This window comes from Flavobacterium lindanitolerans, assembly GCF_002846575.1.
Taxonomy (GTDB): domain Bacteria; phylum Bacteroidota; class Bacteroidia; order Flavobacteriales; family Flavobacteriaceae; genus Flavobacterium; species Flavobacterium lindanitolerans.
In genome coordinates this window covers 1-17968 of record NZ_PJND01000013.1, presented here as the reverse complement: position 1 = coordinate 17968, position 17968 = coordinate 1, and the positions used below count along the sequence as shown (strand labels likewise).

18 protein-coding genes are annotated in these 17968 nt (G+C 37.2%); 6 read left to right on the top strand and 12 right to left on the bottom strand.

Annotated features, from left to right (window positions below):
* Positions 1-8: 8 nt before the first annotated feature.
* Together B0G92_RS16330 and B0G92_RS16325 are read right to left on the bottom strand one after the other, a co-directional pair.
* Positions 9-1235 (bottom strand): Glu/Leu/Phe/Val dehydrogenase dimerization domain-containing protein, encoded by a 1227-nt coding sequence (locus tag B0G92_RS16330; RefSeq protein ID WP_101473040.1) that lies wholly within the window; start codon positions 1233-1235, stop codon positions 9-11.
* A gap of 86 nt (positions 1236-1321) precedes the next feature.
* Positions 1322-2389: an anhydro-N-acetylmuramic acid kinase gene (locus B0G92_RS16325; protein WP_101473039.1), complete on the bottom strand. Its 1068-nt coding sequence runs from the start codon at positions 2387-2389 to the stop codon at positions 1322-1324.
* Between the two features lie 97 nt (positions 2390-2486).
* Between B0G92_RS16325 and B0G92_RS16320 the strand changes: the two genes are divergently transcribed.
* Together B0G92_RS16320 and B0G92_RS16315 are read left to right on the top strand one after the other, a co-directional pair.
* Positions 2487-3629 carry an acyl-CoA dehydrogenase gene (locus tag B0G92_RS16320; protein WP_056069107.1) on the top strand — a complete coding sequence of 381 codons (1143 nt, stop codon included), beginning with the start codon at positions 2487-2489 and terminating at the stop codon, positions 3627-3629.
* Between the two features lie 88 nt (positions 3630-3717).
* The gene (locus B0G92_RS16315) at positions 3718-6132 is read left to right on the top strand and encodes a hybrid sensor histidine kinase/response regulator (RefSeq protein ID WP_056068983.1); all 2415 of its coding nucleotides are present in this window, start codon (positions 3718-3720) and stop codon (positions 6130-6132) included.
* Between the two features lie 224 nt (positions 6133-6356).
* On the opposite strand, the gene B0G92_RS16310 is transcribed toward B0G92_RS16315, so the two are convergent.
* Together B0G92_RS16310 and B0G92_RS16305 are read right to left on the bottom strand one after the other, a co-directional pair.
* On the bottom strand, positions 6357-7706 hold the full coding sequence (locus B0G92_RS16310; protein ID WP_056068979.1) for a sigma-54-dependent transcriptional regulator: 1350 nt from the start codon (positions 7704-7706) through the stop codon (positions 6357-6359).
* Positions 7707-7858: 152 nt separating this feature from the next.
* On the bottom strand, positions 7859-8152 hold the full coding sequence (locus B0G92_RS16305) for a hypothetical protein (protein ID WP_143395060.1): 294 nt from the start codon (positions 8150-8152) through the stop codon (positions 7859-7861).
* Between the two features lie 532 nt (positions 8153-8684).
* Between B0G92_RS16305 and B0G92_RS16300 the strand changes: the two genes are divergently transcribed.
* Complete coding sequence (locus B0G92_RS16300) at positions 8685-9362, top strand: SDR family NAD(P)-dependent oxidoreductase (protein ID WP_101473037.1); 678 nt, start codon at positions 8685-8687, stop codon at positions 9360-9362.
* Here B0G92_RS16300 and B0G92_RS16295 read toward each other — a convergent pair.
* Together B0G92_RS16295 and B0G92_RS16290 are read right to left on the bottom strand one after the other, a co-directional pair.
* Positions 9351-10058, bottom strand: coding sequence for a VanW family protein (locus tag B0G92_RS16295; RefSeq protein WP_101473036.1), 708 nt, complete (start codon positions 10056-10058; stop codon positions 9351-9353). The genes B0G92_RS16300 and B0G92_RS16295 overlap by 12 nt on opposite strands.
* Positions 10009-10737, bottom strand: coding sequence for a class I SAM-dependent methyltransferase (locus tag B0G92_RS16290; protein WP_218971866.1), 729 nt, complete (start codon positions 10735-10737; stop codon positions 10009-10011). The genes B0G92_RS16295 and B0G92_RS16290 overlap by 50 nt, the downstream gene beginning before the upstream one ends.
* Before the next feature lie 47 nt (positions 10738-10784).
* On the opposite strand from B0G92_RS16290, the gene B0G92_RS16285 reads away from it, so the two are divergent.
* Positions 10785-11390 carry a SprT-like domain-containing protein gene (locus B0G92_RS16285; protein ID WP_101473035.1) on the top strand — a complete coding sequence of 202 codons (606 nt, stop codon included), beginning with the start codon at positions 10785-10787 and terminating at the stop codon, positions 11388-11390.
* A 77-nt stretch (positions 11391-11467) separates the two neighbouring features.
* Positions 11468-12526 (top strand): mannose-1-phosphate guanylyltransferase, encoded by a 1059-nt coding sequence (locus B0G92_RS16280; RefSeq protein ID WP_101473034.1) that lies wholly within the window; start codon positions 11468-11470, stop codon positions 12524-12526.
* A 24-nt stretch (positions 12527-12550) separates the two neighbouring features.
* Here B0G92_RS16280 and B0G92_RS16275 read toward each other — a convergent pair whose 3' ends face one another.
* The 6 genes from B0G92_RS16275 to B0G92_RS16250 all read right to left on the bottom strand — a co-directional run bounded on the left by B0G92_RS16275 (position 12551) and on the right by B0G92_RS16250 (position 17173).
* Positions 12551-13339: an ABC transporter ATP-binding protein gene (locus tag B0G92_RS16275; protein WP_101473033.1), complete on the bottom strand. Its 789-nt coding sequence runs from the start codon at positions 13337-13339 to the stop codon at positions 12551-12553.
* Positions 13339-14085 carry an MlaE family ABC transporter permease gene (locus B0G92_RS16270; RefSeq protein ID WP_101473032.1) on the bottom strand — a complete coding sequence of 249 codons (747 nt, stop codon included), beginning with the start codon at positions 14083-14085 and terminating at the stop codon, positions 13339-13341. The genes B0G92_RS16275 and B0G92_RS16270 overlap by 1 nt, the downstream gene beginning before the upstream one ends.
* 90 nt (positions 14086-14175) lie before the next feature.
* Positions 14176-15024, bottom strand: a complete 849-nt coding sequence (locus B0G92_RS16265; RefSeq protein ID WP_101473031.1) for a glycosyltransferase family 2 protein — start codon at positions 15022-15024, stop codon at positions 14176-14178.
* Positions 15025-15028: 4 nt separating this feature from the next.
* Positions 15029-15559, bottom strand: coding sequence for a class I SAM-dependent methyltransferase (locus tag B0G92_RS16260; RefSeq protein WP_101473030.1), 531 nt, complete (start codon positions 15557-15559; stop codon positions 15029-15031).
* A 52-nt stretch (positions 15560-15611) separates the two neighbouring features.
* Positions 15612-16670, bottom strand: coding sequence for a 3-oxoacyl-ACP synthase III family protein (locus B0G92_RS16255; protein WP_101473029.1), 1059 nt, complete (start codon positions 16668-16670; stop codon positions 15612-15614).
* A gap of 128 nt (positions 16671-16798) precedes the next feature.
* Positions 16799-17173 carry a group III truncated hemoglobin gene (locus B0G92_RS16250; RefSeq protein ID WP_101473028.1) on the bottom strand — a complete coding sequence of 125 codons (375 nt, stop codon included), beginning with the start codon at positions 17171-17173 and terminating at the stop codon, positions 16799-16801.
* A gap of 119 nt (positions 17174-17292) precedes the next feature.
* Here B0G92_RS16250 and B0G92_RS16245 point away from each other — a divergent pair, with 119 nt between their 5' ends.
* Positions 17293-17817, top strand: coding sequence for a hypothetical protein (locus B0G92_RS16245; protein ID WP_056068950.1), 525 nt, complete (start codon positions 17293-17295; stop codon positions 17815-17817).
* Positions 17818-17968 lie beyond the last annotated feature (151 nt).

Below are 17968 nucleotides of genomic sequence, written 5' to 3'. Positions count from 1 at the left end.
ATCAATAATTAGACCAACTGTTTTAGGGCAATTTCGAAAGCAGTGGCGCTGATGTTTTTCTTGTCAGCATTCAGGTCATGCGCTTTCTGGATTGCATTTTTGATGGTTTCAGAAGTATCGCTAAAGATAGCTTCGTCTGTCATCTGTACTTTTTTCTCCATGAAATAAGCAAATACCCTTGCCATTCCGCAGTTTGAAATAAAATCAGGAATCAGGCTTATCTTTTTGTCGGCAGCTTCCATAATCGGGCCAAAGAAAATCTCTTTATCAGCAAATGGAACGTTGGCACCACATGAAATCACTTCCAATCCGGCAGCCGCCATATTGTCTAATTGCTCTTGAGTAACCAATCTTGAAGCAGCACACGGAGTGAAGATTTCAGCACCGATAGTCCATATTTTTTGATTGATTTCTGCAAAAGAAATCATATTGTCTGCTACAAGCTGGTTGCCGTTTTTATTAACGAATAAATTTCTGATTTCTTCAAAAGTAAAACCGTTTTCGTTGATAACTCCGCCATCTCTGTCGATAATACCCACGATTTTCGCTCCTGAATTAGCCAGGTAATAAGCCGCGGCAGAACCAACATTTCCAAATCCCTGAACGATGGCTTTTTTACCTTTGATGTTTCCGCCGTAGATGTCATAGAAATGACGCACCGCTTCCGCAACACCAAAACCGGTAATCATGTCGGCTACTGTATATTTTTGGTTTACATCAGGAGAGTAGATAGGATTTTCAATAACTTTTACAACACCTTGACGCAATTGTCCGATTCTGTTGATTTTATCAGCTTCGCTTGGTTTGAAATGTCCGTTGAAAACTCCTTCTTGTGGGTGCCATACACCGCATTCTTCAGTCATTGGAATTACTTCGTGGATTTCATCAACATTCAAATCGCCTCCGGTTCCGTAATAGCTTTTCAATAAAGGAGAAACGGCTTTATACCACCTTTGTAAAACGCCTTTTTTTCTTGGGTCGTTCGGGTCGAAATTGATACCGGATTTAGCTCCGCCAATTGCCGGCCCTGAAACTGAAAATTTTACCTCCATGGTTTTTGCCAAAGAGAGAACCTCATTCACGTCAAGTCCTTTTCTCATTCTTGTTCCACCTCCGGCAGCACCACCGCGAAGCGAATTGATTACTGTCCACCCTTCGGCTTCAGTTTCGGAATCTTTCCAGTTGAATATTATTTCAGGCTCTTTATTCTCAAATTTCTTAAGTAAATCTTTCATTATATTGTATTATTTGTATGTTGTTTTTTATTGGTTTGCAAATATAGTTTTAAAAGCATCAATGCGCAAAGTTTTAGAAATTCCGTTTATGGCAGGAATATTTTTCCTGAACTGTGGTCGTGTTTGGCTCCGGTCACGCTAGCCAGTACATTCACTTCATTTTGCAGTTTTAAAACGCCAAGCAAGGCAAAAATCAGCGCTTCTTTATATTGTACTGTTTTGTCATCCGGCACTTCGAATTTCATTTCAGGTAAATGGAAGGCCATTCTCTCGAGTAAAAATTCATTATAGGCGCCACCTCCGGTTACCAGAAGTCTTCCTGTTTTTTTAGGAACGGCTAACAAAGTCTGTATAGCGATATGCTCTGTAAAAGTCCGCAATTTGTCTTCTATGGAAATGTTATGTCTTTCCATCATAGGCAGTATGATTGTTTTTACAAACTCATAGCCTAGGGATTTAGGATAGGCCTGAGCATAAAAATCAATGTTGTTAAGTTCCTGTAATAGCAATTCAGAAATAGTTCCGCTTCGCGCAATCGTTCCTTTGTCGTCATATTCATAACCTAATAGGTCGGCATAAAAATTAAGTACCGTATTGACAGGAGAAATATCAAATGCGATTCTTTTATCATCCTGTTTAAAGGAAATATTGGAAAAGCCGCCAAGATTCAGGCAAAAATCATATTCGGGAAACAGGAAACGGTCACCAATTGGAACCAATGGAGCTCCTTGTCCGCCATATTCCACATCCTGTACGCGGAAATCGCAGATTACTTTCTGATTGGTAAGTTTTGCTATTTCCGGAAGATTTCCAATCTGCAAGGTAAAACCGTTTTGGGGCTGGTGCAGGATTGTATGTCCGTGAGAACATACACCATCCAGATTTTCCAACTGATTTGCTGCGATAAAATCAGAAATCACATTACCTAATAATAAGGTATAATCTGTATTTAGTTTTTCGAGTTCTTCTGGTGAAAAATCTACTGCTTTTTTTAGTCTGAAAACCCAGTCTTCCGTATAAGGAACTGCCTTGGTTTCCTCAATTTGATAGTGCCAGCGGTTTTCCAACCGACTAAAAATTATATGGGCCAGATCAATACCATCCAAGGATGTGCCTGACATAACTCCGATAACGTTATAGTTTTCTTTAGCCATAGCGCCAAAATTAGGCAATCTTATTGAAAATTTGATATTTAATATTTACATTTGGGCGCACAAAAACAATAAAACGGCAAATAATACCTTTAAAATTATGGATTTTAAACTAACCGAAGAACATCTGATGATTCAGCAAGCGGCAAGAGATTTTGCTCAGGCAGAACTGCTTCCAGGTGTAATTGAAAGAGACGAACATTCAAAATTCCCAACAGAACAGGTCAAAATGATGGCCGATTTAGGTTTCCTTGGAATGATGGTTGACCCGAAATATGGTGGAGCCGGATTGGATAGCGTTTCTTACGTTTTGGCAATGAAAGAAATTGCAAAAGTAGATGCTTCGGCAGCAGTAGTAATGTCTGTGAACAACTCACTTGTTTGTGCAGGTATAGAGAAATACTGCAATGAGGAACAAAAACAAAAATACCTTGTGCCTTTGGCTAAAGGTGAAGTAATAGGAGCTTTCTGTCTTTCTGAGCCGGAAGCCGGAAGTGATGCGACTTCTCAAAAAACAACAGCAATTGACAAAGGTGACCATTACCTTTTGAATGGTACAAAAAACTGGATTACTAACGGAGCTACAGCTTCTACTTATATTGTAATTGCTCAAACCGATATTGAAAAAGGACATAAAGGAATTAATGCTTTCCTTGTTGAAAAAGGATGGGCTGGTTTTGAAATTGGTCCGAAAGAGCAAAAAATGGGAATTCGCGGATCTGATACACATTCTTTAATGTTTACAGATGTGAAAGTTCCAAAAGAAAACAGAATCGGTGAAGAAGGTTTCGGATTCAATTTTGCAATGGCAGTATTGAATGGGGGAAGAATCGGAATTGCTTCTCAGGCACTTGGAATCGCAGCCGGAGCTTACGAACTGGCATTGAAATACTCAAAAGAAAGAAAAGCTTTCGGGAAAGAAATTTCCAAGCATCAGGCTATTGCTTTTAAACTGGCAGATATGGCAACGCAAATCAGTGCTGCAGAAATGCTTTGCCTGAAAGCAGCTTGTGAAAAAGATGCGGGACAAGACATTTCACAATCAGGAGCAATGGCAAAATTGTTTGCTTCTCAAACAGCAATGGATACTACTATTGAAGCGGTACAGATTCATGGTGGTAACGGATATGTTAGAGAATACCATGTAGAAAGAATGATGCGTGATGCAAAAATCACCCAGATATATGAAGGAACTTCAGAAATTCAAAGAATCGTAATTTCAAGAAGTATTCTGAATGCATAAATTTGTCAAATTTTGACGTTAAAAAAATCCGGCAGTTTCTGCTGGATTTTTTTTTAACAAATTATTTTAAAATACTATCTTTATCCTCATGAGTCAGAAACCGAGATCTTTAAAAGTAAAAGTTATTATAGGGTATTTGTTGCTTTTTGTAATAGCCGCTTTGTCGGTCTGGTTTATCTATTCTGAAATCCTAAAAATTGCCACTCCCAGTAATAATGCCAATGCAGACAGCCAAAAGGTAATCCGTGTCAGTAATGCAATTGCCAGTTTATATGCTTCTGAAACTGTGGGGAGAAACTCAATATTGACAGGTTCTAAGGCAGATCTTAATGAATATACCAAACTGCTTGACAGTATAAAATTAGAAATTGAAGCTATAAAATCAGAAGCGGATAAAACACAGCTTCCTAAGCTGGATACGATTCAATACCTCTTGCAGAGAAAGAAAAACAGTATCAATGAAATTATAGAATTCAGGAAATATCTCGATACGAGGGCAACCTATAAAAGAGCCGAAAGAAAGGTATATTACACTAAAGATTCATTGGTCAAAAAAATAAAACCGGTGCAGTTTTCGGGAAGACAGCAGTACCGTTCGTTTTTAAATGAAGTACTTACGAAAAAACAGCTGGACTCTTTGAGCAAACTGCCGCTTTCCAATGATTCACTTACTATGGCTATTCAAGGAGCGATAAGGAAAGAAGCTTCACGAGAAATTGATAAGCAATATGAATTAGTGGGAAAGGAGCAGAAAATGCTTGATGAAAACCGATATATTTCCGACCAGCTCCGAACCGTACTTTCTTCTTTAGAAAAGCAGATGTTGGAAAAATCATATGCAAAAATTAATGAATCCAAACGGGCTATTGATAATACAATCCAAACTATTGCATGGGTTGGTGCCATAACATTCTGTCTCCTGATTGTTTTTGGCTATATAATAATAAGAGACCTTACCATAAACCAAAACTACAGAAACCAGCTTGAAGCCCTTAATGCTGAAAAAGAAGACTTGTTGCGAAGTAAAATGATGCTTTTGGCTACCGTTACGCATGATATACAGACGCCATTGGGAAGCGTGATCGGTTTTTCAGACCTGTTAAAAAATACCGATGTTAATCCAAAACAGTTACAATACTTAGATAATATAAAACATTCTTCAAATTATATATTAAAGCTGGTTAATGATTTGGTGGATTTCTCCAAATTGGAAAACAACCGCATTAATATTGAGAAAGTCAGCTTTAATTTTAAAGACCTGATTGAAAGTACCTGCAAGCCGTTAGAGCCGAATGCAGAGAATAAAGGAATCGAGCTCAATTGGGATGTGGAAGAAGTGTTGGATGACAATTTTATATCTGATCCCTACAGGTTGAAGCAAATTTTGACCAATCTGATTTCAAACGCTATAAAATTCACCCAGGAAGGATCTGTTGAGGTTCATGCCAGGGTAGAATCGGCTACCATTGTTGTTTCTGTAATCGATACCGGAATCGGGATTGCAAAGAACAAGCAAAAAGCGGTTTTTAAAGAGTTTACGCAAGCGCATGCCGGAATAGAAAAGAAATTTGGAGGAACTGGTCTTGGCTTGACGATTGCGAAAAGAATGCTACAGCTTTTAGATGGAGATATAGTGGTAGATAGTGAAGAAAATAAAGGTTCCATATTTACGATTACGATTCCGGCCATAAAATCGGAAGCTGAAGCTGTTGAGGTTGGGGTTCCAAATTTGGATTCGGAAACGGAATTTTTGAAAGACAAAAGAATTTTGATTGTTGATGACGATGCGATGCAGCTTTCGCTGATGAAAGAAATTTTCGCGAATTATCCAGTAAAAGTGACTACACTGGTTGACGCAGCCAAAGTGAGAAATCTGTTGGAGCACGAACAATTTGACCTTGTCCTGAGCGATATACAGATGCCTAATATTGACGGATTTGAATTAGTGAGAATTATTCGCAATAACAATAATCCGGAAATAGCAGCTATTCCTGTAATTGCCTTATCTGGTAAAAGAAATCTTAATCCTGAAGATTTTACAAGCAAAGGATTTACTGCATTCCATCCAAAACCATTGCGTCTGGAAGAGTTGTTGCTGCTTATGAAATCCATATTTAATGGAAAGCCTGTAGATGTTGCTGTTCAGGTAGCAGAAGCAAGGAAAGATGAAAAATTATTTGATTTGTCTAGTCTGAATAAGTTTACCCAAAACGATCCGGTTTCTTTAAAATTAATTGTGGATACTTTTATCACCAGCGTTTCCGAAAACACCGAAGCGTTGCGACAAGCCACCTGTGAAATGAACCTGAAAAGGATGTCGGAAGTTGCCCATAAAATGATTCCGATGCTGAAACAAATGGAAGTATATTCAATTTCAGACCTCTTAGAACCAATAGAAGACCAGAGTTTGGAATATGATAAGGAAGAAATGGAAAAGTATGTAGCAATTATTTTCCAAAAATTATCAGTCCTTATTTCTGAATTGGAAAAGGAAATTAGTTAAAGAGATGCTAAGTTGCTAAGGTTCTGAGTTACTAAGGTCGTGTGTTTTGTTTGCGAAATAGGAAGTTATAGAAAACGAGCTTTTCACACCTTTTATAATTGATATAGATTTCCTTAAATCCGCGTCTAAAATGAATTTCTTAGGTAGATTTGAAGTTAGCTTGTCAAATAGTGTGCTTAAGTACTTAGTTGCCGAGATACTAAGTCGCTCAGTAACTAAAAAAACTAAAGGTCGATACTGTATAATTTCAATTTGTTATAAAGCGTTTTCCTATCGATATTCAGCAATTTAGCCGCTTTGGTTTTATTGAAGCCTGCTTTTTCCAAAGCTGAGCGTATAGCCGATTCTTCATTTTCTTTCGAATAATAAGGAATAGCGTTTTCCTGCTCAATGGCAGAACGCATTTCCTGTGGCAAAACGTCAATAGGAACAGAATTGCTCTTCGTTAATAATACAGAACGTTTGATGGTGTTCTTCATCTCACGTAAGTTGCCCGGCCAGTCATAATTCATGAATAGTTCAATGACTTCGTCATCAAAACCCTCGATGTTTTTTTCAAGGTCGTCGTTAGCCAAAGCCAAAAAATGATGAGCGAAAACCATGATGTCCTGTTTTCTTTCACTCAGTTTTGGAGCCTGAATGCAGAATTCATTGAGCCTGTGATAAAGGTCCTCACGAAAATCACCTCGCTTGACTGCTTCTGAAAGGTCTTCGTTGGTAGCAGCAATAACACGAATATCAACCTTGACTTCATGATTGCTTCCCACCGGTTTTACTTTTCGTTCCTGTAACGCACGAAGCAACTGAATCTGGACTTCATAGGAAAGGTTTCCTACTTCGTCTAAAAATAATGTACCGCCGTTTGCTGCTTCAAAATGTCCCGTTTTATCATTAATGGCACCTGTGAAGGAACCTTTTATGTGTCCGAAAAATTCGCTTGAAGCAAGTTCTTTAGGAATGGCACCACAATCAACAGGAATAAAAGGCTTGTCCTTTCGTTTGCTCTGTGTGTGAATGGTGTGGGCAATATATTCTTTTCCAGTACCGCTATCACCAATAATGAGTACCGACATGTTGGTTGGCGAAACAAGACTGATGTATTCATGAAGCTGATTGGATGTCGAGCTGCCGCCTTTTACAAAAGCAAAATCGGAAGAGGAAGTTTCCTTTTTCTCTTTTTTTTCGGTAACAGGCTGTTCCGGCTTTTCAAGTCTCTTTTTTAAGGCCTGCTCTATAGTATGGAGAATTTCGTCAGGATTGATAGGTTTGCCTACATAATCGTAAGCTCCCATTTTCATCGCGCTGACAGCTGTTTTAATATCCGTATAACCGGTCATTAGGACGACCTGGGTTTTAAAAGAAGTTTCTTTTATATATTTTAATATCTGAATACCATCACTGTCAGGCAATCGGATATCAGTAAGGACAACATCAAAAATTTGATTTCGTATCGCTTCTTCAGCTTCTTTCGCATTGAAAGCGTTGGTAACATCATAACCTTTTTTTTGCAAGAAGGTTTTCAGCATTACGCAAAAAGACGTGTCATCATCAATCACCAAAATTTTCGAGCTCATATTGGGGTATAAATGTTTTCACAAATTTAAAATTTTAAACGAATTTTAAATGTTAATATATGTTATAATATAAAACAATAAAGGAGATGCCCCCACATCTCCTTTATATTGCGAAGAATTATAAATTCTTCCTTCAACAAACTTAACTTAAACTATGCTTCTTTTATAAACTCACCTGTAGCCGTGAAATAAGCAGTAACGGTCTTGTCATCTTTTGATAGGACCAGCTTGTATTCTCCGTCGCTAGCAACGTGCGCTTCCTTTATTGTATATCCGCCATATTTAGAACTGATGGTTTTTAAAACATCAGCAGGAATAGCAGATGGTTCAATAGGTTTATATTGTTTTTCCTGGGTTAGGGAAATTTCATTTATCGTTTTATCTGATGCCGCAGCGTTTACTCCAAAACTCAATATTAATGCGGCTAATACTAAAATCTTTTTCATAACAATTTTTTTTGTGGTAATAGCTGTGTTTCTTTTTCGATTAGTTAATAGAAAGAAATGTGCCATTTTGAGAAAGTAATGCGAATTATATGTAAATAACTGTAAATCAATGGTATTTTTATGTTTTGAATTATTGTGGAATATGGGGAATCTGTGTAAAAGTGTGGAATTTGCTCCAAAAAAGTGTGGAATTCAACAATTTTGGTGGCATTTTGAGAATGTAAGAAAAGGATGATTCTCGTAAATTTCACCATAAAGCTTAAAAAATGGTTCTATGGAGGAGAGTGCAGGGATATATTTTGAAAGACTAATGGCAGGATTTTTTATTTTAGCTAAAACCAACCCATTCTTCCAAAAAAAGAAATAGTTTTGAAAAATAATTAATGGCTAATGATACGTTTGTTTTGAACGATAGGCTTCGGTTGCGGATTTTATTTAGCCACAGATTAAAAGAATTATGCAGATTTAAGAGATCTATATATCAAAAAGTATAACTTATAATGCAAAGATAGCTTTGCGATTTAAAATTGAAATGAAAAATATCATTATAACAGGAACAAGCAGAGGAATTGGTTATGAACTGGCTTTGTTATTTGCAAACGAAGGTCATCAGGTTTTGGCCATTTCCAGAAAAACACCAAAGGCATTAATAGAAAATCCAAATATTACCTGTCTTTCTGTTGACCTGGCGAATGAAGCCGATTTGGCTAAAATCGAAAATTTCCTTTCTTCTGCATGGAAACAGGTTGATGCAATCGTTCATAATGCAGGGGCGTTGTTGTTAAAACCTTTTTCAGAAACATCTACGCAAGATTTTGAGCAGATTTATAAGGTAAATGTTTTTGGCGTTGCTTCGCTGACAAGAATCTCACTGCCTTATTTAAAATCCGGAAGCCATGTAGTGACAATTAGCAGTATGGGCGGCATTCAGGGAAGTATGAAATTTGCCGGACTGTCTGCCTATAGTTCCAGTAAAGGTGCTGTTATTACGCTTTCTGAACTGCTTTCTGAAGAATATAAAGAAAGAGGCATTTCTTTTAATGTATTGGCGTTAGGCTCTGTCCAGACCGAAATGCTTGCTGAAGCTTTCCCGGGTTATCAGGCACCACTTTCGGCAAAAGAAATGGCAGATTATATTTATGATTTTACTCTAAAAGGGAATAAGTTCTATAACGGAAAAGTCCTTCAGGTATCTTCCTCAACTCCTTAATTTGTTGTAGAAAGAAATTGCCACTTTTTTATTTTCTATAAAAGTAACCACTTCAATTTTCCTGCCTTTATCAATGGTATTGAAAGTCACGTGGTGCTCTTCAATTTCTTTTGGGCTGTTTAGGGAGCAACTAATATAGGAACCTTGGATTTCGATTTTGAATTGGATAGGGAAAGGATTGTTGTTTTTAATCCGAAGGTCTTTATAACCATAAACCACAGTGGCATCTGCCCCTAAGGGAGTGAATCGCTCTTCTTCGGAATAGATGTCTACAGAATGGTTATGCCTTTCCAGTATCTCTAAATTGGCTAGGAGAGCCGTGTGGTAAATAATTCCGGAAAGTTGGCAAAGTCCGCCGCCCGTTTCTTCAGAAATTTTCTGGTTTACGATATTCCGTCCTTTTTTAAAACCGTTTCTTTCGGAAGGATTTCCCACTATTTTCCAAAAAGAAAAAAGTTCGTCAGGATAAATACAGACTTGATTGATTGCTTTCGAGGCCAGTTTTAGATTGTGGATTTTGTTGTCGAAATGGGTTCCTTTTTTTATTTCCTGTTTAATTGTGATAGAGAAACCGGATATATTTTCTTGTGGTCTTTTTTGGGCAAAGCGATTCTTAGAGATAAATTTTAAATCGGTAATATGTCTTTTAATTACCCTGAATTTTAGTTTTATTGCGGTTGGGATAAGTTTTTTCACTTGGTTGAGCTTTTTCTAATTCGATGACGAGGTAGGAAGAATATTCTTTGAGAAAGGATTTGCAAAAAAAGGCATCTATTTTTTGCAATAAAGGTCGGGCTGAAGAAGGAAATCTGTGGATAGGAAAAAAAAGGATTCCCCGGTAATATTTTATGGTCCAGTCTGGAGTTATAAGACTTTCGATATCTTTTATTGAAAGAGCATTGGCGCCATGCCAGCCTGTTTTTTTATAATTGAAAAGTTTTCTTCTTTTTTGAGAAGGAAAATCAAAAATTAGTTTCCCGCCTTTTTTTAATTTTTGATGTGATTCCTTAAGGAATTCATGCACAGTGACTTTGTCCAAATGCATTATAACGTGAAAAGAGAATATAATGTCAAAGAAAGTATCAGGGTGCGGAATATCTGAAACACTGCCTAAATTGATGTTTTTTTCCGGAAACTTGTGTTTTGCGACATCAATCATTTTTGGACTGATATCTACTCCGTGGCTTGCCAGGTCCAGAAATCTTCCCGTTCCACAGCCTAAATCCAAAATGTTAGCCGAGCTGAGGTGAGGCAAATACTTTTTTAAATAGGCTCTTTCCTGTATGTCGATGTAGGTGCCGTAGGAATTTCCAAACCTGTTTTGGTCGTAAGTGGATGCTAATTCATCATAATATATTTTTATTTCCTCAATCATATTCTAAATGTATAGCATTTCTACCAAAAATAAATAAATTTGTAATAATGAGTGAAGTCTTATCAAAATATCTCCCTGAACATGCAGTGGAACCCTGTTTCGAATTAATTAAGGCTAATGAGGTCCATCTTAAAATTGTCAATGAACGGGTAACGCGCCACGGTGATTATAGAAAAGGCCCCGGGGGAAAACATGAAATTACCATAAATTCAAACCTGAATAAGTACAAGTTCCTGATGACGCTGATTCATGAAATTGCGCATCTTGTGGCTTTTAAAAAGTTTGGCAGGAATATTAAACCCCATGGTAACGAATGGAAATATACCTTCCAGCAATTGATGGTGCCTTTTATCCGTCCTGAGATTTTTCCAAGTCAGGTTTTACCGCTAATGGCGAGGCATTTTAGGAATCCTGCGGCAAGTAGTGATACCGATGCCACTTTGTCCTTGGCCTTAAAACAATTTGACAAAGAAAACGACAAAAGTTATATTTTTGAAATACCTTACGGGAGTTTTTTCAGGATTCATAATGGCAAAATATTTAAGAAAGGAGCTCAGAGAATCAAAAGGTTCGAATGCCAGGAAATAAGTACGGGAAGAATCTATTTGTTTAGTCCCAATGCAGAGGTTGAGCTTTTGCCTGCCAGATGTTAAATGTTGATTAAACGATTTTGATTTGAATTAAGAAATAATAATATTTACATAGAGATTGTGTAAATGATTTATCCAAGATGAATAAAAACTATTTTGCCATATTAATGGCTGGAGGTGTGGGTTCCCGATTTTGGCCGGTTAGTACCAATGAGTTTCCAAAGCAATTTCACGATATGTTGGGAACGGGAGAAACCCTGATTCAAAAAACTTTCAGCAGGCTGTCTAAACTAATTCCGGAAGAAAATATTTTTATTCTGACCAATGAAAGCTATAATGACTTGGTTTTAAGCCAGCTTCCTCAAGTAAGCCAGGAACAGGTATTGCTTGAGCCAGCCATGAGAAACACGGCTCCTTGTATTTTATATGCTTCATTAAAAATAAAAAAGATAAATCCTGATGCTGTTATAGTTGTGGCTCCAAGCGACCATTGGATTGAAGATGAAAGGGCATTCGTAAGCGATTTGCAGACTGCTTTTGATTTTTGTGAAAAAGACAATGCTTTGATGACTCTGGGAATACAGCCTACTTTCCCAAATACAGGTTTTGGCTATATCGAATACGATAAGTCGGATGCAAACCAAGTAAAAAAAGTAAGTCAGTTTCGGGAAAAACCGGATTATGAAACAGCAAAAGAGTTTCTGAAGAGCGGTAATTTTCTTTGGAATGCCGGAATATTTATCTGGAGCGCAAAATCAATTATACAGGCTTTTGAGACCTATCAGCCGCAGATGTATGCTTTGTTCATGCTTGGTTATGGTGCCTATAATTCTGATTTGGAAAAAGTTTTTATTGAAGAGAATTATGCCGAATCTGAAAATATTTCGATTGATTATGCTGTCATGGAAAAAGCGCCTAATGTGTTTGTGCTTCCGGCCACTTTTGACTGGAACGATTTAGGAACATGGGGCTCTTTGTATGAAAAACTTCCAAAAGATAACCAGTTGAATGCTGTCGTAAACGCATCTGTAGTTTTGGAAAATGCTTCCAATAATATTATTCGTACCGATGCTAAAAAATTAATCGTTATTGATGGATTAAACGACTATATCATTGTTGACAAGGAAGATGTACTGTTGATTTATCCTAAAGGGAAAGAGCAGGAAATAAAGAGAATCCGAGAGATTGTAAACAAATAAAAAGCCTGCTATTGCAGGCTTTTTTTATTTTTCTTCTTTGTCCTCATCTTCGATATCGGCTAGTAGGCTTTCGCGCACTTTTTTAAACAGGTCGGACGAGTAAACGAATTCAACAATTGACTTGTTTTTCGTTTCTAAAATTTCTTCATTGGTTCCTTCCCATTCTTTAATTCCGTTTTTCAGGAATACAATCTTTTCTCCAATCTGCAAAACCGAGTTCATATCGTGCGTATTGATGACGGTTGTCATGTTGTATTCTTTGGTAATTTCCTGAATCAGCACGTCAATCAATATGGAAGTTTCCGGGTCTAATCCGGAGTTAGGCTCGTCACAGAAAAGATATTTAGGATTGTTTACAATAGCTCTTGCAATGGCCACACGTTTCTGCATACCTCCCGAAATTTCTGAAGGATACTTGTTATTGGCATCCACCAGATTCACTCTTTCGAGTACCTGATTGACACGGTCGCGTATCTCATTTTTTTTCTTGTTGGTAAACATTTTTAACGGGAAACCTACATTTTCTTCAACCGTCATAGAATCGAAAAGTGCACTCCCCTGAAATACCATTCCAATTTCGGTTCTCAATTCCCTCTTTTCATCTTTACTCAATTCAGAATAGATTTTCCCGTTGAAAGAAATAGTTCCTTCGTCAGGAGTATGGATTCCAAGTAATGTTTTCAGCAATACTGTCTTTCCGGAACCGCTTCGCCCAATAATGAGATTGGTTTTTCCGGCTTCAAAAGTGGTAGAAATCCCTTTTAATATCTGCGCATCGCCAAATGACTTTTTTATATCTTTTACTTCAATCATTAGCTTAAAAGTAATTGTGTTAGAATATAGTTCATGAGAATCACCACGACACTCGTCCAGACAAAAGAAACGGTACTGGCTTTACCTACTTCCAAAGCACCACCTTTCATATAATAACCATGAAAGGAAGGAATAGTTGCCAGGATTAAGGCGTAAACCATTGTTTTTATAAACGCATACACGATATGGAATGGAATAAATTCCGTTTGCAGACCCATAATAAACTCGTCGCTTGATGTCAGGTTTCCGTATACGGAAGCCATATAACCTCCCAAAATACCTAAGAACATACTTAAGGCAATCACGAAAGGATAAAGCATCAAGGCAATGATTTTTGGAAATACCAGATAGTTGAGAGAGTTAACTCCCATCACTTCCAATGCATCAATTTGTTCCGTTACTCTCATTGTTCCAATACTGGAAGTAATAAAAGACCCTACTTTTCCGGCCATGATAATGGAAATAAAGGTAGGGGCAAACTCCAGAATAACAGATTGCCTTGTGGCAAAAGCGATCAGGGTTTTTGGTATCAGAGGATTTGTCAGGTTGAGCGCCGTCTGGATGGCAACAACCCCTCCGATGAAGAAAGAAATAAAAGAAACGATTCCTAAGGAACCGATAATCAAATCGTCAATTTCCTTCAGGATGAGTTGTTTCATATAGGACCATTTTGTTGGCTTATTGAAGATTTCCTTCAACATAATAAAATAGCGTCCTATCTGGGTTAAGTATCGAATTATCATTATGAGTTTCTAAATAATGGCTAAAATACGAAAATTGTCAAGAGTAGCTGGTTTTGCTTTGTGAGTTTTTTAACTAATAAATAACCCTGCAAATCAGAATAGCTTTTCTTTCATTTTTTTCAATCGGTAGTTCCTGATAAATTTAGCCTGTTCCCGGGTAACGAGTAACGGCTTTTTTTGAGACTGGGCTTTAAAAAAGCCTCTGATGTAATCAAAAAACAAAAAAGGTTTTTTCTTTAGCATTGCCAGTTTTGCGGAAGCAATTGCCGTAATAAAAAAACCATAACCTAATGTATAGAAAGCTTCGCCCTGCTTGTAACGTGCTGTTTTGTTATAATTGGCGCCAGTCGGTTTTAAATGCTTAACCTTTAATGATTGGTCTGTTACTACCTTCCAGTCGTAAAATTTACACAACAATTCATCAACGGTATCCCATCCCATAGCAGGCTTAAGAGTGCCAATCTGTAGAAAACATTCTTTGCGATAGGCTTTAAAAGCTCCGCGGATATGGTCTTTGTCTGTCAGGTTTTCAAGAATCCAATCGCCGTTTTTTTCGATATAGGCAAAACCGCCCGCCATGCCTGTTTTTGGGTCTGATTTGAAAATATTGATTATCGTTTCAAAATAGTTTTCCGGCAGTATTAGGTCGGCGTCTAATTTTACAATTATATCATAATTGCTGTCCAGAGTTTCGTATCCTTTGTGAAAAGCCTGAATAACCTTGCTTCCCGGGAGGTGGATAGCTTCAGATGTTTTTTGAACAAGATGTATGTAGGGGTATTTTGAGGCAAATTCCTGTACTATTGCCGAAGTATTGTCGGTTGAATTGTCATCTACCACAACAACTTTTGCCGGAACAGCTGTCTGGTCTGCCAACGACTGTAATGTCAGTGCAATAAAAGCTTCTTCATTGTGGGCAGGAATGACGATATAATAGTTCATAAAGTCAGGAATTATGTACTTTCTCTGCGTATACTATATAATACCTGTTTGTAAATCTTCGCAATAAAGGCCTGATTCCAAACTTTTTTACCGGATTTGCCCATTTTTGACGGTCGAGTATTTTCCATCCGGTTTTTTCCAATAGCCAGTCCAGTTGCCAATCTTCAAATTCATGATAGTGTCTGTCCCACATATCGGTTTTGCTACGGTAAGCAGGTGAAAACCAAAGGCGCATTGGGATAGATATAAATAATTTATCGGACTTAATATTTTGAAGCACAGTGTACGGATTCAGCAGATGTTCAAAAATTTCAAACGCCGTTGTCACTGTGTATTGCTGTGACTGAAGAGCTGTCTGATCTTTATCAAGGTCTTCTCCTGTGGTATTAATAACCTGGAATCCGTTTTCCTTCATAATTTTCGAGAAAGGATTTTCAACTCCCAGGTCCAGGATTGTTTCAGAAGAATTGATATGTTTATTTAAAAAATCGAGCGTAAGCTTGAATCTTTTTTCTGGAAAAGTTTTTTCGTACATCTTGTTTCAAGTTTAAGGCTTCGAGCAATGAAGCCTGAAACCGGAACTTTTGTTATAACCGATACGTAAATGCATTTACATTCATTCCTGCACCAACGGATGCAAAGATAATAACATCTCCTTTACGAAGTTCCTGATTTTCGATTTTTCCTTTGATAAGTAAATCATATAGTGTTGGTACAGTGGCTACGCTGCTATTGCCCAATTTGTGAATGCTCATAGGCATAACACCGGCTGGTGGAACTGCCTTGAAGAGTTTGTAAAAACGGTTGATGATTGCCTCATCCATTTTTTCGTTGGCTTGATGGATAAGTACCTTTTTGACTTCCGAAATGTCGATTCCGCTTTTTTCCAGACAGCTTTTCATAGCCATAGGAACCTGACTCAAGGCAAACTCATAAATTTTTCGACCGTACATTTTAATGTAGCGTACATCCGGATTCAGTTCTTTATTATAGGACTTCCCAAAAAACAGGTAGTTTGCTTCTTCATAAGCAAAAGTTGCGCTTTCGTAGGACAGTAAGCCTTCATTTTTATCTGTACCTTCTACTATCGTAGCACCAGCACCATCGGCATAAATCATGGAATCGCGGTCATGCGGGTCCAAAACTCTTGAAAGTGTTTCGGCTCCAATGACCAGACAGCGTTTTCCCATTCCTGATTTGATGAAAGCATTGGCTTGCAGTATGCCTTCAATCCAGCCGGGACATCCGAAAAGGATATCATAGGCTACACACTTGGGATTTTTTATCTGGAGCTTGTGTTTGATTCTTGAAGCCAGACTCGGCAGGATGTCGGATTGGATTTTTCCATATTGTACATCACCAAAATTATGGGCGACAATAATATAGTCTATAGTTTCGGCATCTATATTGGCATCCTCAATTGCTTTTTGAGAAGCCAGAAAACCAATATCGGAAGCCAGCAAATGACTGTCGGCGTAGCGACGTTCTTCTATTCCTGTTATATCCTTAAACTTTTCAATAATAAGCTCAGTAGGGTGTGATAAGGGCTCACTATTGTCGTCCAGAAAAATATGATTGTCAAAGTCGTGGTTGGCAACTCTGATTTCCGGTATATAGCTGCCAGAACCTATGATTTTTATGTTCATTATTGAATGATTATGTTTTTTGCTAATGTATTAAAAATTAACGCGCTTCTTTGTAAAAAAGTATTATGCATGCATATAATTATCAAATAGTTATTTTTAAGCGCAATAACTAAGAATATGATTTTATTTTAAGCTGATTTATGCAGTTTAATTTGCATTACATTGGCAATGGAAAGTGCTTTGGTCTTTATTTTTTCCGAATTTTCTCCTGAAAAGTTTTCATCTACAGTCAGGTAGAACGTATCAAGCCAGATTTTAAAATGTTGCGGAGACAGTTTGGATTTTTCATTAAGGTCTAAATGGAGTTTAAGCACATTGTTTTTATAATTGCCTTTGCCAAACAGGCTAAGATTCCAGAAATCTACAATAACAGGAAGATGATGTTCCAGGTCTATTTGGGCCACTTCTGTAAACAAGTAACTGATTGCTTTGTTTTGAAGCAATTTTTGATAAAAATTGTCCATCAGGAGAGTCAAATCTTCGCGATTTTCGAGGTCTTTCATGGCGCTTTTTTATGAGTCTTAAAATTAGCTTAATTATCTGAGGAGTGAAAGCAATTGAACTTTTTTTTGTGAGTAAAAATCTTATATTTGCGCCAAAAATCAATCTTTAACTTAAAAAAATGAAAAAAAGTATTTTATTATTAATGTTATTAATGACTTCGTCGTTAATTTTTGCACAATCAGACAAAATTTTTAAACACAGCGGGGAAACTGTAAATGGAAAAGTTATTCGTTTGGATGAATATGTGGTTGTTTTCAAATATGATGGAGAGGATGCTGAAAACTCAATAGGAAAATATGCTATTGAAAAAATTGTTTACGGCAAAAGCGGGAGAGTAGAAGAGGTTTCTGAGAAAATTGAAGTGAGCTCTGAAAAAGACTGGGAAAAAGTTGTTATCCTTGAGGAGAAATCTTATATCGCAGGATTGAAAAAAGTAGATGAGGTAAGAGGTAAGACCGGTCTTATCAATTTCCAGACAGGAAATACAGGTGATAAGAAAGCAGAGAAAAAACTAAAAATGGAAGCTGCAAAATTAGGATGTCCTTTTATTTTGTTAATGGCTGACAAAGCTACTGTTGGTGCTAGTTCTAATGCTTTGGGAGGCTCACAGGTTATCAAAAAAGGAGTTGCTTATAAATACTAATAAGTATCCAAAATAAAAAAAGCCGATAGTTTTACTATCGGCTTTTTTGTTAAGTCTGTCCCATCCTGAAATAAGTTGACACCAAATCGACTTTATTATGAAAGACAACGAAAGTAAGGCAATTAAACGTAGCCAAAAGGATTATAACATG

Coding starts and splice junctions, on each gene's coding strand:
- B0G92_RS16330 (WP_101473040.1), bottom strand. CDS start 1,235: ATGAAAGATTTACTTAAGAAATTTGAGAATAAAGAGCCTGAAATAATA.
- B0G92_RS16325 (WP_101473039.1), bottom strand. CDS start 2,389: ATGGCTAAAGAAAACTATAACGTTATCGGAGTTATGTCAGGCACATCC.
- B0G92_RS16320 (WP_056069107.1), top strand. CDS start 2,487: ATGGATTTTAAACTAACCGAAGAACATCTGATGATTCAGCAAGCGGCA.
- B0G92_RS16315 (WP_056068983.1), top strand. CDS start 3,718: ATGAGTCAGAAACCGAGATCTTTAAAAGTAAAAGTTATTATAGGGTAT.
- B0G92_RS16310 (WP_056068979.1), bottom strand. CDS start 7,706: ATGAGCTCGAAAATTTTGGTGATTGATGATGACACGTCTTTTTGCGTA.
- B0G92_RS16305 (WP_143395060.1), bottom strand. CDS start 8,152: ATGAAAAAGATTTTAGTATTAGCCGCATTAATATTGAGTTTTGGAGTA.
- B0G92_RS16300 (WP_101473037.1), top strand. CDS start 8,685: ATGAAAAATATCATTATAACAGGAACAAGCAGAGGAATTGGTTATGAA.
- B0G92_RS16290 (WP_218971866.1), bottom strand. CDS start 10,737: ATGATTGAGGAAATAAAAATATATTATGATGAATTAGCATCCACTTAC.
- B0G92_RS16285 (WP_101473035.1), top strand. CDS start 10,785: ATGAGTGAAGTCTTATCAAAATATCTCCCTGAACATGCAGTGGAACCC.
- B0G92_RS16280 (WP_101473034.1), top strand. CDS start 11,468: ATGAATAAAAACTATTTTGCCATATTAATGGCTGGAGGTGTGGGTTCC.
- B0G92_RS16275 (WP_101473033.1), bottom strand. CDS start 13,339: ATGATTGAAGTAAAAGATATAAAAAAGTCATTTGGCGATGCGCAGATA.
- B0G92_RS16265 (WP_101473031.1), bottom strand. CDS start 15,024: ATGAACTATTATATCGTCATTCCTGCCCACAATGAAGAAGCTTTTATT.
- B0G92_RS16260 (WP_101473030.1), bottom strand. CDS start 15,559: ATGTACGAAAAAACTTTTCCAGAAAAAAGATTCAAGCTTACGCTCGAT.
- B0G92_RS16255 (WP_101473029.1), bottom strand. CDS start 16,670: ATGAACATAAAAATCATAGGTTCTGGCAGCTATATACCGGAAATCAGA.
- B0G92_RS16250 (WP_101473028.1), bottom strand. CDS start 17,173: ATGAAAGACCTCGAAAATCGCGAAGATTTGACTCTCCTGATGGACAAT.
- B0G92_RS16245 (WP_056068950.1), top strand. CDS start 17,293: ATGAAAAAAAGTATTTTATTATTAATGTTATTAATGACTTCGTCGTTA.